14 protein-coding genes are annotated in these 14,685 nt (G+C 61.6%); 8 read left to right on the top strand and 6 right to left on the bottom strand.

Annotation, left to right across the window (positions count from 1 at the left end):
- Positions 1-41: 41 nt before the first annotated feature.
- Entirely contained in the window at positions 42-2,186 is a 2,145-nt protein-coding gene (gene dinG, locus IB254_RS15475; RefSeq protein WP_008031664.1) for an ATP-dependent DNA helicase DinG, read from the bottom strand.
- A 99-nt stretch (positions 2,187-2,285) separates the two neighbouring features.
- Between dinG and IB254_RS15470 the strand changes: the two genes are divergently transcribed.
- The gene (locus IB254_RS15470) at positions 2,286-2,750 is read left to right on the top strand and encodes a CopD family protein (RefSeq protein ID WP_008031665.1); all 465 of its coding nucleotides are present in this window, start codon (positions 2,286-2,288) and stop codon (positions 2,748-2,750) included.
- On the opposite strand, the gene IB254_RS15465 is transcribed toward IB254_RS15470, so the two are convergent.
- The 4 genes from IB254_RS15465 to IB254_RS15450 form a co-directional block, all read right to left on the bottom strand.
- On the bottom strand, positions 2,747-3,511 hold the full coding sequence (locus IB254_RS15465) for a collagen-like protein (protein ID WP_192417956.1): 765 nt from the start codon (positions 3,509-3,511) through the stop codon (positions 2,747-2,749). The two genes, IB254_RS15470 and IB254_RS15465, sit on opposite strands and share 4 nt — an antisense overlap.
- Positions 3,504-3,782, bottom strand: a complete 279-nt coding sequence (locus tag IB254_RS15460) for a DUF1145 domain-containing protein (protein WP_008031667.1) — start codon at positions 3,780-3,782, stop codon at positions 3,504-3,506. Before IB254_RS15460 ends, IB254_RS15465 begins: the two co-directional genes overlap by 8 nt.
- 148 nt (positions 3,783-3,930) lie before the next feature.
- Positions 3,931-4,650: an OmpA family protein gene (locus IB254_RS15455; RefSeq protein ID WP_192417955.1), complete on the bottom strand. Its 720-nt coding sequence runs from the start codon at positions 4,648-4,650 to the stop codon at positions 3,931-3,933.
- A gap of 89 nt (positions 4,651-4,739) precedes the next feature.
- Positions 4,740-5,435, bottom strand: coding sequence for an OmpA family protein (locus IB254_RS15450; protein ID WP_192417954.1), 696 nt, complete (start codon positions 5,433-5,435; stop codon positions 4,740-4,742).
- A gap of 189 nt (positions 5,436-5,624) precedes the next feature.
- Between IB254_RS15450 and IB254_RS15445 the strand changes: the two genes are divergently transcribed.
- The 4 genes from IB254_RS15445 to IB254_RS15430 are packed head-to-tail and all read left to right on the top strand — an operon-like array spanning position 5,625 to position 7,351.
- Positions 5,625-6,122, top strand: coding sequence for a DUF6231 family protein (locus IB254_RS15445; RefSeq protein ID WP_192417953.1), 498 nt, complete (start codon positions 5,625-5,627; stop codon positions 6,120-6,122).
- 4 nt (positions 6,123-6,126) lie between these two features.
- A complete protein-coding gene (locus tag IB254_RS15440) occupies positions 6,127-6,603 on the top strand; it encodes a YchJ family protein (RefSeq protein WP_008040831.1) in 477 nt (158 codons plus the stop codon).
- 47 nt (positions 6,604-6,650) lie between these two features.
- Positions 6,651-7,145: an LEA type 2 family protein gene (locus IB254_RS15435; protein ID WP_192417952.1), complete on the top strand. Its 495-nt coding sequence runs from the start codon at positions 6,651-6,653 to the stop codon at positions 7,143-7,145.
- Positions 7,142-7,351, top strand: coding sequence for an SEC-C metal-binding domain-containing protein (locus tag IB254_RS15430; protein ID WP_007906737.1), 210 nt, complete (start codon positions 7,142-7,144; stop codon positions 7,349-7,351). Before IB254_RS15435 ends, IB254_RS15430 begins: the two co-directional genes overlap by 4 nt.
- Before the next feature lie 105 nt (positions 7,352-7,456).
- Here IB254_RS15430 and IB254_RS15425 read toward each other — a convergent pair whose 3' ends face one another.
- A complete protein-coding gene (locus tag IB254_RS15425; RefSeq protein WP_192417951.1) occupies positions 7,457-8,005 on the bottom strand; it encodes a cysteine hydrolase family protein in 549 nt (182 codons plus the stop codon).
- 1,227 nt (positions 8,006-9,232) lie between these two features.
- On the opposite strand from IB254_RS15425, the gene IB254_RS15420 reads away from it, so the two are divergent.
- The 3 genes from IB254_RS15420 (at position 9,233) to IB254_RS15410 (ending at position 14,591) form a co-directional block, all read left to right on the top strand.
- On the top strand, positions 9,233-11,683 hold the full coding sequence (locus tag IB254_RS15420; RefSeq protein ID WP_192417950.1) for a penicillin acylase family protein: 2,451 nt from the start codon (positions 9,233-9,235) through the stop codon (positions 11,681-11,683).
- 188 nt (positions 11,684-11,871) lie between these two features.
- The gene (locus IB254_RS15415; RefSeq protein WP_192417949.1) at positions 11,872-12,906 is read left to right on the top strand and encodes a ligase-associated DNA damage response exonuclease; all 1,035 of its coding nucleotides are present in this window, start codon (positions 11,872-11,874) and stop codon (positions 12,904-12,906) included.
- Positions 12,903-14,591 (top strand): ATP-dependent DNA ligase, encoded by a 1,689-nt coding sequence (locus tag IB254_RS15410; RefSeq protein ID WP_192417948.1) that lies wholly within the window; start codon positions 12,903-12,905, stop codon positions 14,589-14,591. Before IB254_RS15415 ends, IB254_RS15410 begins: the two co-directional genes overlap by 4 nt.
- Positions 14,592-14,685 lie beyond the last annotated feature (94 nt).

Below are 14,685 nucleotides of genomic sequence, written 5' to 3'. Positions count from 1 at the left end.
AGAGATAGACAACGCGGCGGGCAGATTTGCCCACCGTCGTATCAGGAAATTTCTCGACGGAATGGCGGCAACGCATTGAGGATCGCTTTGCCGTAACGCTGGGTGACCAGACGCCGGTCGAGCAAGGTGATGGTGCCGCGGTCTTCTTCGGTTCGCAGCAAGCGACCGCAGGCCTGGACCAGTTTCAGCGAGGCGTCCGGTACGGAGATCTCCATGAATGGATTGCCGCCCCGCGCTTCGATCCACTCGGCCAGTGCCGCTTCGACCGGATCATCGGGCACCGAGAATGGAATCTTCGCGATCACCACGTGCTCGCAGTACGCACCGGGCAAGTCGACCCCTTCGGCGAAACTCGCCAGGCCGAACAGCACGCTGGAATCGCCGCCATCGACGCGCGCCTTGTGCTTGTTCAGGGTTTCCTGTTTCGACAGGTTGCCTTGAATGAACACTTGCTTGCGCCAGTCGCGGTCGAGACCGTCGAACACGTCCTGCATCTGTTTACGCGAGGAGAACAGCACCAGCGTGCCGCGCGAACCTTCGACCAGTTGCGGCAGGTCACGAATGATCGCCGCGGTGTGGGCCGCTGCATCACGTGGATCGGCTTTCAGGTCCGGCACCCGCAGCACGCCGGCATCGGCGTGATGGAACGGGCTCGGGACCACGGCGGTCACGGCTTTTTTCGGCAGCCCAGCGCGCATGCGGAAGCGGTCGAAGGTGCCGAGTGCGGTCAGGGTTGCCGAAGTCACCAGTGCGCCGTAAGCCACGTTCCACAGGTTGCGCCGGAGCATTTCCGCCGCGAGGATCGGGCTGGCGTTGACTTCGATGTCGAACAGCGAGCCGCTTTCGGCCAAGGTCAGCCAGCGCGCCATGGGCGGGTTGTCTTCCGGGTCTTCGGCGGTGAATGCAACCCACAACTCCCAGTTGCCCGAAGAGCGCGACAACAGGCTGCCGAACAGCGGATACCACTCTTCGGCCTGGTTGCTGGCGATGCCGATGTTGACCTCGCCGTCCATGCCTTCCTTGAGCAACTCGGTGAGTCGGGTGAACAAGTCTGTGAGACGGGCAAAACCCTTTTTCAGCTCGATGCCCATTTCGCGCATGTGCTCGGGAATCACCCCGCCGACGAAGCGGTGACGTGGCCGTTCGCGACCTTCGACGTCTTCGCCGGGTTTGAAATCGGCAGCCTGTTCGCAGGCGGTAAACATGAATTGCTGCTGGGTCTTGATCTCACGGGCCAGCTCCGGCACCTGCTCGATCAACTTGCCCAGGTCGCCCGGCAGCGGATGCTGGGCCAGCAATTTGGTGAGGTTCTTGGCGGTGGTTTCCAGCCAGTCGGCGGTGGAGCGCAGGCGCGTGTAATGGGCGAAGTGGCCGATGGCCTTGTCCGGCAGGTGGTGACCTTCGTCGAACACGTAGATGGTGTCACGCGGATCGGGCAAAACGGCGCCGCCGCCAAGGGCCAGGTCCGCCAGGACCATGTCGTGGTTGGTGACGATCACGTCAACCTTGCCCATGCCTTCGCGGGCCTTGTAGAAGGCGCACTGGCCGAAGTTCGGGCAATGGCGGTTGGTGCACTGGCTGTGATCGGTGGTCAGGCGCGCCCAGTCGGCGTCTTCCAGGGCGGTGGACCAACTGTCGCGGTCGCCGTCCCACTTATTGCCGGCGAGCTTCTCGATCATGCTGGTGAACAGCTTCTGACTGGCCTCATCGACCTCGATCTTGAAGCCTTCTTCTTCGAACAGCTGCGCTGTAGCGGTTTGTGCGTGACCTTCCTGCAGCAACATGTCGAGCTTGGACAGGCACATGTAGCGCCCGCGGCCCTTGGCCAGGGCGAAGCTGAAATTCAGCCCGCTGTTGCGCATCAGGTCGGGCAGGTCCTTGTAGACGATCTGTTCTTGCAGGGCCACGGTGGCCGTGGCGATCACCAGGCGTTTGCCGGCGGCTTTCGCGGTCGGGATCGCCGCCAGGCTGTAGGCCACGGTCTTGCCGGTACCGGTGCCGGCTTCCACCGCGACAATCGCGGGGTCGCCACTGCGCCGGCCTTCGTCGTCGGTGTCGATGTCACCGAGGACCTTGGCAATTTCGGCGATCATCAGGCGTTGGCCGTAGCGCGGCTTGAGGCTCTTGGCTTCGAGAAAACGCGAGTAGGCGCCCTGGATCGTGGTTTTGAGTTCAGTGCTGATCATGGATTGTCGGGCGCAAAAAACGCTGGATAAATTTTCAGTGGTTCGGTTCGGCCGCTATCATACCCCGCTAATTAATCCCGCGCAGAACGGAGTACCCCAATGACACCTTTTGGCATCGTTTACACCCTGCATGTCCTGTCCGCCCTGGTGTGGGTCGGCGGCATGTTTTTCGCCTGGATGGTCTTGCGTCCGGCCGCGATGAAGGCGCTGGAAGGCCCGGCCCGGTTGAAGCTGTGGGTAGAAGTGTTTCAAGGTTTTTTCCGCTGGGTCTGGATCGCGGTGGTGCTGTTGCCGGTCAGCGGTGTTGGCATGATTCATTTGCAGTACAGCGGTTTCGAGGCCGCGCCGCGTTATGTGCAGGTGATGATGGGGTTGTTCGTGGTGATGACCGCGCTGTTTATCCGGATTCAGGCGTTGCTGTTGCCGGAATTGCGCACGGCGGTGACGGCGCAGGATTGGCCGACGGGGGCTGCGGTGTTGGGGAGGATTCGCCGGTTGGTGGGGATTAATCTGATTGTGGGGTTGGTGCTGGTGGCCATCGCCTCGGCGCGGCCGATGTTCTAAAAGCTAAAAGCTTCGCGGGCAAGTCGGATCGCCGCACCCGCAGGCCCCGGCTGGCCGTCAACGCCAGGTTTGCCGCTCTTGCCGCCATCGGCCTTGTAGACGAAGCAACCCTTGGCCTTGCCACCCGCCCCCGGCTTGCCGCCAGGACCGGCCAGACCACCCGCGCCGCCAGCGACCTGAACCTTGATCTGCTCCGCCGGATAATCACGCGGCACTTCCAGCCTGACCAGCGCACCCGGCGCACCCGGCTGACCGTCGCTGCCATCGCTGCCATCGGCCCCGCGACCGGCCTGGCCCCAGGTGCAGCCCGGTGCCTGACCGTTGGCGCCGTCGAGGCCGACAAACCCCGGTGCACCTGCGCCGCCGCGAGCGTCAACCACCAACTGCGGTGCATTCAGTGCCTTGATCTGCACATTCAGATTGCGTCCCGAGCGGGCCGCCTTGAGGTAAGTACCCGGTGCACCGCGAGCGGTAATCTGGCTGCCTTCGGACAATTGGGCGCGGCTGACTTTCAACTCCAGCGCCGTTTCGCCGGGCACGATGGCGATCCGCGCTTCACGCCCCAGGCGCAATTCGCCGACGCTGACTTCGGTCACGTTCGAGGGAATCAGCAACGTGCCGTAATCGGCCACTTCCAGGCGTTCCAGCTGCAAGGTGCTGGCGGTATTGGGCAAGCGCATCAGCGAGTTGGTTTCGACGCTGACCACCTGGGCGCAGGCGAATGGGCTGACGAGTGCAGCGAGCAGACAGAGTTTACGCATGGGAAGCCTTCGGTACGGCAGGAGCCGGAATGGTTTGCAGGTGGAAAACACCGAAAAAGACAATCTTCAAGCGATCACGCCAAGGGTGGGCGCGGCCCCGGAGACTGCGGAAACAGAACACCGCCTCAAGAAGATGAAGGAACGCCAGCAGGCCGCCGGCCAGATTGACCAACAGGTGCAGCGGATTGACAAAGGGCATCAGCAGATTGACCAACACCACCAGCCAGAACAGCAGGGTCAACAGCTTACCCAGCCCCCAAAACACCTTCATACGCCCCCCCGTTGAGAATTATTCTTTGCACGCACAGTAACGGCTTCCACGCGGGATAAGCCAGAGGGCAACGGAAAATTCTTCATGAAGGCCGCCGAATGGCCGTCGGCGCCACTGCAATCATTGGCCGACGGCTCTATCACGGGGCTCAGCGATTGATGTGCAATTCCACGCGACGGTTTTTCGCGCGGCCTTCTTCTGTTTCGTTATCGGCCACCGGCGCGCTTTCGCCCCGACCTTCGCTGGTGAGTTTGTCCGGCGCCAGGCCCATGCCCAGCAAGTAAGCGGCCACGCTGCTGGCGCGTCGCTCCGAGAGTGCCTGGTTATAGGCGTCGTTACCCACGCTGTCGGTGTGGCCGATCACTTTGATGCTGACCACATCGGCGCTTTGCAGCTTGGGTATGAACGAGTCCAGTTGACTTTGCGCCGAGGGTGTCAGGTCGGATTTGTTGAACGCAAACAACACATCGCCCGCATCGCTCAGGGTGATGACCTCAGATTGTGCAGGTTCAGCGGGTTTCACACTGGCCGGGTATTGCGGCAGCGGACAACCGTGATGTTCGACCGGAGTATTGGCCGGCGTATCCGGGCAGCGATCGCGTCGATCGAAGACACCATCGCCATCTTCGTCACCATCCTGCGCGTAGCAGATCAGGCCACCGGTCAAGATACCAAGCGCCGCTCCACCGGCCGCCCAACCGCCACTTTCGATAGCGCCCAGGCCACCACCGACCAGGCCACCGATAACGCTGCAGATCGGCCAGGTACGTTGATTGAGGGGGGCAGTGCCATCGCTGTGAGTAGCGCAACCGGTCAACAGGCTGCCAAGCAGCACAACCGGCCAGACGGTCCGTGTGAGAAGGCTCATGGTGAAAGCTCCTGTGTTACCGGCCGACGCCGGTTACACAGGAGTAAAGACCCGCATCCGTGACTGCACAAGCCACGGATGCGAGGGATCTAGCGTTGGATTTTGATTTCGGTGCGACGGTTCTGTGCACGGCCGTCGGCGGTTTTGTTATCGGCCACCGGCTGACTTTCACCGGCACCGGAAACAGACACGAAGTTGCTGCGCGGCACGCCTTGCTGGATGAGGTACTCAACCACCGAGTGAGCGCGTTTATCCGACAGTTTCTGGTTGTAGTTATCACTGCCCACGCTGTCGGTATGGCCAGTAACGGTCAACTGAGCAGTAGGGGCTTCGGCTTTCAAACGAGTGGCGATCTTATCGAGCACCAGTTTGTCAGAAGGGGTGAGTGTGGCTTTGTCGAACTGGAAGTGAACATCGCGGATGACGATGGTTTCTTCCTTGACCACAACCGCCTCTTCAACCACTGGCGCAGGGACTGGTGGTGGGCAACCGTCGGCATCGACCTTGACGCCTCTAGGCGTACCCGGGCACTTGTCGCGGCTGTCCGGCACGCCATCGCCGTCTTCGTCGCCATCACCGTGAACCCAGCAATAGGCAGCGGCCGTACCGCCAACCAGCAGAGCGCCGTACCCTGCCCATGCCGAGCTCTCGGTCGCGCCGAGGCCCGCACCGATTACACCACCGACTGCCGCACAGGTCGGCCAGTCGGTTTTCTGCAAACCTGCGCAACCAGTCAACACACTGGTTAGCAGAACCAAGGGTAATGCTGTCCGAACTATGCTCATCTAGTTTTCTCCTGAGGGATCGGCTTAGAACCGATTCAGGGAGTAAAGACCCGAGTTTTAATCTCCGCCAGCAATAGGCCATTGCAGTTTTATCCCGTGTTCACGGCTGATCGACACTTTTGGCGTGATGGCGCTCTATATCTGGACCTTCGGGCAGGCTAGTCTTGGCGCTCTGATTGAGGAACTTCGATGATTGCAGGTATTTCTTCGCGCACGCCCCAACAGGCGCTGGCCGCTTTGCTGGATCGTTATGCCCCGCTCCGCCTGTTGCTGATCGGCGCGAGCGAATTCCCCGCGCTGGAAGCATTCAAGCTGGCGCACCCGGACACCTGCGTCGCCCACGCGGCGCCCGGGCCGTTGCCGGCCGAACTGGCGGCGCGGCGCTTTGATCTGGCGCTGGTGGTCGATTGCCTCGAACACTTGCCCAAACGTGATGGCCTGAATTTGCTCGGTGGCATCCGCAACCTCAATGCCAGTCGCATTGCGGTGCTGGCGGACTTGCCGGCCAGTGGCTGGCAGGAGACGGATTTTTTCTCCCTGGCCCTGCAAGCCAGCGAACGCTTCCAGCGCGACGAGCAAGTACTGACCCTGTTCACCTACGATCTGCTTGACTACAAACAAGTCCCCGACTGGCTCAACTCACGGTTCTGGGCCAATCCGGAAAACTTCGGGAAATACTGGTGGTAACGCAATGAGTACATCCATTTGCCCTTGCGGCAGCGGCACCCTGCTGGACGCCTGCTGCGGTCATTACCATGCCGGGCACCCGGCGCCTTGTGCCGAAGCGTTGATGCGTTCGCGCTACAGCGCTTATGTGTTGGGCCTGATCGATTACCTGGTAGCGACCACCCTGCCCGCGCAGCAGTCCGGCCTCGATCGTCAGTCCATCAGCGACTGGAGCGCGCAAAGCACCTGGCTCGGTCTGGAAGTGGAAAGTTCCGAGGTGTTCGGCGGTCAACCGGAACACGCGTTCGTGACCTTTACCGCACGCTGGCACGATGGCAGCGGCGAACACAGCCACCGCGAACGCTCGTCGTTCGTGCAGAACGCCGGCCACTGGTACTTCATCGACCCCACTGTGCCACTCAAGGCCGGACGCAACGATGCCTGCCCATGTGCCAGCGGGCAGAAATTCAAGAAGTGTTGTGCGGGGTACTTCGCCAGTTGAGGTGATTCGTGAAGGGCTAGACTGGGGATCAAGGGAGAAACACAACCATGATCAGCCGACGTCGCGTCCTGCACACGCTCACCCTGCTCCTGTTTCTCGGACTCGGCGGCTGTGCGTCCTGGTTCAGCGACGATGAACCGGAACCTGAAGTGCATCTGGTCAAGGTCGAAGTGGTCCGGGCGAAACTGATGGAGCAACGCTTCCTGTTGTTCTTTCGCGTCGACAACCCGCGCAACAGTGACCTGACGGTGCGCGGCCTCGAATACCGGATTCACCTGGGCGATATGTTGCTGACCGAAGGCGAGCACGAACACTGGTTTACGGTCGGCCCCAAGCACAGCGCATATTTCAAAGTGCCGATCCGCACCAACCTGTGGCCCAAGGTGCGGGATCTGGTGAAACTGTTGAAAAAACCTGAGCAATCTATCCCCTATCGCCTGGAAGGTGAGCTGGAAACCGGTGTGTTCATCGCGCACTACGTGCACCTGGCGCGCAAAGGCGTGATAATCCCCGCCGATTTAATTCCGGAGCACACCCGATGACCCAGCAACCCCACGTCCATGGCCCTGACTGCAACCACGATCATGACCATCACGACCACCATGATCACGACCATGGCCATGTCCACGGCCCGAACTGCGGCCACGCTCACCAGGAGCCGGTGCGCAACGCCCTGAAGGACGTCGGCCGCAACGACCCTTGCCCGTGCGGCAACGGCAAGAAATTCAAGAAGTGCCACGGCGCTTGATGGGTTAACCCCATCCCCCTTGTGTAGGAGCCGGCTTGCTGGCGATGAACGATAACGCGGTCCCTCTGTGACACCGCGTCGATCCAATCGCCAGCAAGCCGGCTCCTACAAGATCTGTGCTGTGTTTACGACCGTGGCGTATTCGCCGTGCAGATTGCCCAGCGACATCGCATGCACCTCTTCAGCTGAATGCGCATTGCCGAAATAATCGGACTTGTCGAACGTGAAGCACGCATCCTCCGCTACCCACGTATCAAACCCCAGGTTACCGGCCGTTCGCACCGTGGACTCCACCGAGTTGTGGGTCGCGACGCCCACGATGACCAACTGATCGATCCCCGCCTCGCGCAAACTTGCCTCCAGCGCCGTCGCACAAAACGCATCCGGCACCTGTTTCTGAATCAGTTGCTCGCCGGCCAATGGCTGGAACCGCTCCTGAAACTCCACGCCCGATTGCTGCGGCCAGAATACTGAGTCCGGTGAACGGGACAGGTGCTGTACGTGGATCACCGGCCGCCTGGTTCGCCGCCAGAGCCCCAGCAAATCCAGAATCCGCGCCTCGGCCTGAGGGTTATTTCGCCGGCCAAGCCTTGGTTCCAGAATGCCTTTTTGTTGATCGATGATGATCAGTGCTGCGTTGGTCTTGAGCTCCATGCTGACTTTTCTCACGCGAGGTTATTGAGTTTCACGCACTTGAGCATCACCTCGTCCTACAGGCAAGTCCTCGATCGCAAACGGGACGATCTGATGCTCGCGGTTGCTGTCTGAACTTCACGACGCAGCAACGAATACAGCAGGGTGAATTTGCCTGAGGCTTGGAAGTGATCGATTGGTGTATATCCGTTTCTGGGGTCATGGCTGCTATTGGTTTCGCCCTTACGGCGAGTCACTTGGAAGAGCCCCAAGTAACCAAGGGCTCTTGCCCCTTTCGTTCGGTGCCTCGCTGTGGCTCGGCATGCCCTCGCTCCGGTCCTGCTCCGTGGGCCCGCCGCGATCGGCCATCCTTGGCCGTGCGCGGCTAACCCGGCATCCATGCCGGGTTGCCCACTGCGCAGAACCTCCACTCGGCCTCTCGAGGGGGCGCTCAGATCAAAAGCTGAAGGCGAGCTAACGCTCGGCCTGATGAGTGGTGAAAATCAAAAGCGTATGCGATTTCCTGTAGGAGCCGGCTTGCCGGCGAAAAACGTCGGGGCAACGCGTTCATTCAGACACCCCGCGTTATCGTTGGCGTCCATCGCTGGCAAGCCAGCTCCTACAATTTCAAACCGTGTGAACCCGATCCCTGTAGGAGCCGGCTTGCTGGCGATAGCGGTGGATCAGTCGACGCATGTATTGGCTGGACGGACGACATCGCCAGCAAGCCGGCTCCTACAGGGGGCGGTGTACAGATTCGGAATGGGTGAACGCAGCAAAGAAGGACAACGCGTCCCCCCAAAGAGCCAGGTCGGCTTTCAGGCCGCCTCGGCGGCTGTGGCGGTAGTCGCCCCCTCGAGAGGCCGAGCGCAGGTTCTGCGCAGTGGGCAACCCGGCATGGATGCCGGGTTAGCCGCCCCCGGCCATGGATGGCCGATGGCGGCGGGCCCACGGAGCAGGACCGGAGCGAGGGCATGGCGAGCCTTAGCGAGCCACCGAACGAAAGGGGCAAAAGCGCTTGGTTACTTGGCGCTTCTCCAAGTGACTCGCCGTAAGGGCGAAACCAATAGAAGCCGTAACCCCAAAAATGGATATGTACTCCAAGCCAAAAAAACAACAGCATCCCCCCCAACCATCACGGTTTATCCGACAAATCCTGAAATAACCCCCCTACCCTGCTTGCGCGCCCACCTCCTGCTCTCTAACGTAGCGCCTTTACTGACGCTACCCCCCCGCAGGAGCTTTGCCATGGCCTCGCCAGCCCTCACACATTTTCTTCCCCGGTTCGGCGTTGCCGCAGCAGTGGCCGGTGTTTTGAGCCTGTCCGGTTGTCAGACCTGGAACGCCCAAGACACGCTCCCGCCCACCACCGGCGTGCAGCCGCTCAAAGGTCTGGCGCAAAACGTTTCGGTGCGCCGCAACGCCATGGGCGTGCCGTTGATCGAAAGCAGCAGCTTCCACGACGCGCTGTTCACCCTCGGCTATGTACACGCGAGCGACCGCATCACGCAGATGGTCACCCTGCGCCTGCTGGCCGAAGGCCGGTTGTCGGAGATGTCCGGTTCGGACCTGCTGGACGCCGACCGCTACATGCGCGCCGTCAACCTGAAGAAAAGCGCCGGCGAGTTGTACAAGGCCTCATCGCCGCGCCTCAAACGCTTCTTCGAAGTCTATGCGCGCGGGGTCAACGCCTACCTGTTCCGCTACCGCGACAAGTTGCCGGCCGACCTCACCGCCACCGGTTACAAACCCGAATACTGGAAACCGGAAGATTCGGCGCTGATTTTCTGCCTGCTGAACTTCAGCCAATCGGCGAACCTGCCCGAGGAAGTTTCCTCGCTGGTGCTGGCCCAATCGGTCACCACCGACAAACTCCCGTGGCTGACACCGTCCGCCCCCGACGAAAAACTGCCGGTGGCCGAAGCCGAAAAACTTCAGGGCCTCAAGCTCAACGGGGCGATTCCAGGCCTCGCCGAAATCAGCAAAGCCACCGGCCAACTGTCCGATCTGAATCTGCTGGGCGCCACATCATCGAACAACTGGGCGATTGCCCCGCAACGCAGCCGCAGCGGCAAAAGCCTGCTGGCCAGCGACAGCCATGGGCCGCTGGGCGTGCCGTCGCTGTTCAGTTACGTGCAGATTCGTGCGCCGAAATACCAGGCGTCCGGCGTGACGATCGCCGGTTTGCCGATGGTGCTGGGCGGTTTCAACGGCAAAGTGGCGTGGAGCATGACCTCGGTCATGGGCGACAACCAGGACCTGTTCCTGGAAAAAATTCAACGCCAGGGCAACGGTCTTTCCTACGAAGTCGGCGGCAAATGGCAGCCGGTTATCGTTCGCAACGAAACCTATTTCGTCAAAGGCCAGCGGCCGATTCGCGAAGCGGTATACGAAACGCGCCACGGGCCGCTGCTCAACAGCGCCAAAGGCACGGCGCTGGGCAACGGTTTGGGCCTGGCGTTGCAAACACCGAACTTCACCGATGACAAATCCCTGGACGCGTTTTTCGACCTGTCTCGCGCACAAACCGTGGAGAAAGCCTCGGACGCCAGCCGTGAAATCCGTGCGATCACGCTGAACCTGGTCTTCGCCGACGCCAGCAATATTGGCTGGCAAGTCACCGGTCGTTACCCGAACCGCCGCGAAGGCGAAGGCCTGCTGCCATCGCCGGGCTGGGAAGGTCGTTATGACTGGGACGGTTACGCCGACGCGATGCTGCACCCGTACGATCAAGACCCGGCGCAAGGCTGGCTCGGCACCGCCAACCAGCGGGTCATCCCCCATGGTTACGGCATGCAGCTGTCCAATTCGTGGTCGGCACCGGAGCGTGGCGAACGCATGGCTGAACTGGCCGGCGTGGGCAAACACGACACGCGCAGTGTGATCGCCATGCAATACGATCAGACCACTACGTTCGCCGCCAAACTGAAAAAAATGTTTGCAGCGCCGGGCATGGCCCAGCCGCTCAAGCAGGCCATTGAAGCGCTGCCGGTAGCCGATCGCGACAAGGCGCGCGAAGCGTTGACCCGCCTGATGGCGTTCGACGGCAAACTCGCCGCGACCTCCGCCGATGCAGCAATTTACGAGCTGTTCCTGCAGGAAAGCGCCAAGCAAACCTTCCTCGACGAACTGGGCCCGGAAAGCAGCCCGGCGTGGAAAGCCTTTATCGCCAACGGCAAGTTGTCCTACGCGGCGCAGGCCGATCATCTGTTGGGGCGCGAAGACAGCCCGTTCTGGGATGACGCACGCACGCCGCAGAAAGAAGACAAACCGGCGATTCTCGCCCGCAGCCTCGCGGCGGCCATCACCGCAGGCGACAGTCAGTTGGGCGGCGATCACAAAGCTTGGCAGTGGGGCAAACTGCACCGCTATGAATGGAAGAACGCCAGTGGCCAGACCGTGCGCGGTCCGCTCGCGGCCGGCGGCGATCAAACCACGTTGAACACGGCGGCGTTCGCCTGGGGCCAGGACTTCAACACCACGCTGGCACCGGCCATGCGTTTCATCGTCGATTTCGGCCAGGCCGAACCGTTGATGGGCCAGAACGGCACCGGCCAGTCGGGTAACCCGGCCAGCCCGAATTACCTCGATAGCGTTGATCCGTGGTTGAAGGGGCAATACGTGAGTCTGCCGATGCAGCCGCAGAACTTCGACAAGGTCTACGGGACCAAGAGGCTGACGCTGACACCCGGCAAATAACCCCATCCCCCTGTAGGAGCCGGCTTGCTGGCGATAGCGTCCGTTCAGTCAATAAACATGTCGACTGACACGCCGCCATCGCCAGCAAGCCAGCTCCTACAGGGACGTTATTTACTGTGAAGTTTCGATAGAACTTCTGACCTCGCCCAAACCTCATAGCTAACAAGTCCCTCCATTTTGGCAACAACATGGATCTTGTTATCTCGCGTCCCGAAGGTTTGTACTGCCCGGCCGGGGATTTCTATATCGACCCGTGGCGGCCAGTCGAACGTTCGGTCATTACTCACGCCCACGGCGATCATGCCCGAGGCGGCAACCAGCATTATCTGGCGGCCGCGCCTGGGGAAGGCATCCTGCGCGCGCGACTGGGCCAGGACATCAATCTGCAAACCCTGGCCTATGGCGAGCGGTTGCTGCATCACGGCGTCACCCTGAGTTTCCACCCCGCCGGCCACGTACTCGGTTCGGCGCAGGTGCGCCTGGAATATGGTGGCGAAGTCTGGGTTGCCTCGGGGGATTACAAAATCGAACCCGACGGCACCTGTGCGCCGTTCGAGCCGGTGCGCTGCCACACCTTCATCACCGAATCGACCTTCGGCCTGCCGATCTATCGCTGGCAGCCTCAGGCGCAGGTGTTTGCCGAGATCAATCAGTGGTGGCAAGCCAATGCCGCCGAAGACAAGACCAGCGTGCTGTTCTGCTATTCCTTCGGCAAGGCGCAGCGGATTCTCCACGGTATCGACGCGCGCCTCGGGCCTATTCTGGTGCACGGCGCCGTCGAGCCGCTCAACCGGGTGTATCGAGAAAGCGGCGTTTACCTGCCTCCAACGATCCACGCTGGCGAGGTCAAAAAGAGCGACCCGATGATGCGCAAGGCGCTGGTCCTGGCCCCGCCCTCGGCGGGCGGCAGCACCTGGATGCGGCGTTTCGGCGATTACAGCGATGGCTTCGCCAGTGGCTGGATGCGCCTGCGTGGCACGCGTCGGCGACGGGGAGTGGACCGGGGTTTTGTGTTGTCGGACCACGCCGACTGGCCAGGCCTGCTCTGGGCAATCGAACAGACCGGCGCCGAGCGAGTGATGGTCACCCACGGTTCGGTCGCGGTCCTGGTGCGCCATTTGCGCGAACAAGGTCTCGACGCCCAAGAGTTCACCACCGAGTACGGCGACGACGAGGAAGACATCACCGACACCGAACCGCAAAGCGCCGAGGTGCTGCCGTGAAGGCCTTTGCCCGGTTGTACGCCGAGCTCGACGCGACAACGTCCAGCAACGCCAAACTGGCGGCGATGCAACATTACTTCGCTCAGGCCGCCCCGGAAGACGCCGCGTGGGCGGTGTACTTTTTGTCCGGCGGGCGACCTCGCCAACTGGTGCCGGTGCGCATCCTGCGTGAACTCGCCGAGGCGTATTCCGGCCTGTCGCCGTGGTTGTTCGAAGAGAGTTATCAGGCGGTGGGCGATCTGGCGGAAACCATCTCGCTGGTGCTGCCCGAAGCACCCCACAGCTCCACCGACGGGCTGGCGGTGTGGATCGAAGACAAACTGCTGCCCTTGCGCGGCGAACCTCCCGACGTGCTCGCCCAGCGATTGCCCGAACTCTGGTCGCAACTGGACCGCCCCGGCCTGATGCTCTGCATCAAACTGATCACCGGCAGTTTTCGCGTCGGCGTCTCCAAGTTGCTGGTAACCCGCGCCTTGGCAGCGATGGCACGGCTCGACAGCAAACGCGTGGCCCAGCGGCTGGTGGGTTACACCGACCTCTCCAGCCGTCCCAGCGCAGCGAGTTACCTGAAACTGATCGCCCCCGAGTCGGCCGATGAACACTCACAAAGGGGCGGCCAGCCGTATCCGTTTTTTCTCGCCCACGCGTTGTCGCAACCGGTGGAGCAATTCGAAACCCTGCTCGGCCCCGCCAGCAACTGGCAGGTGGAATGGAAGTGGGACGGCATCCGCGCCCAAGTGGTCAAGCGCGATGGACGACTGTGGATCTGGTCGCGCGGTGAAGAACTGGTCACTGAGCGTTTTCCCGAATTTGACAGCCTGGTTCACCGCTTGCCGGACGGCACGGTGATCGACGGCGAGATCGTTGCGTGGAAAACCGCACCACCGAGCACCGAAGATGCCTTCGATCCACTGGCGCCGAACCCACCAGCGGTGCAACCGTTCGCCCTGCTGCAACAGCGGATCGGCCGCAAGACCCTGGGCAAGAAAATCCTCGATGAAGTGCCGGTGGTCGTGCTGGCCTTCGACTTGCTGGAATGGCAAGGCGCAGACTGGCGCAACCAGCCTCAAGCCCGGCGGCGCACCCAACTGGAACAGGTCATCACCCAGTGCAATAACCCAGTGTTACTGCCCTCCCCGGTGTTGACCGGCAAAGACTGGATCGACCTCGCCCGCCAACGCGAAGCCTCCCGCAGCCTCGGCGTCGAAGGCATGATGCTCAAGGCCCGGGATGCGCTGTATGGCGTCGGCCGGACCAAGGACATGGGCGTCTGGTGGAAGTGGAAAGTCGACCCGTTCAGCATCGACGCCGTGTTGATTTACGCGCAACGCGGCCATGGTCGCCGGGCCAGTCTGTACAGCGATTACACGTTCGCGGTGTGGGACAGTCCGCCCGGCGCCAGCGAGCGCACGCTGGTGCCATTCGCCAAGGCGTATTCAGGGCTCACCGACGAGGAAATGCGCCAGGTCGACAGCATCGTGCGCAAGACCACGGTGGAGACATTCGGTCCGGTGAGCAGCGTAAAACCGAGCCTGGTGTTTGAATTGGGGTTTGAGGGAATCGCCTTGTCCAAGCGCCACAAGAGCGGGATTGCGGTACGGTTTCCGCGGATGCTGCGGTGGCGCAAAGACAAGAACGTTGACGAGGCTGACAATCTCGCCACCCTGCAGAATATGTTGGGTTAACCAATCCCCTGTAGGAGCCGGCTTGCTGGCGATGAACGATAACTCGGTCGTTCTGGATCACCGCGCCGATCCGATCGCCAGCAAGCCGGCTCCA

The sequence above is a fragment of the Pseudomonas sp. PDM03 genome (assembly GCF_014852385.1).
Taxonomy (GTDB): Bacteria; Pseudomonadota; Gammaproteobacteria; order Pseudomonadales; family Pseudomonadaceae; genus Aquipseudomonas; species Aquipseudomonas migulae.
Note: the sequence above shows the minus strand (reverse complement) of the source record. Positions and strands in the feature narration are given on the sequence as shown.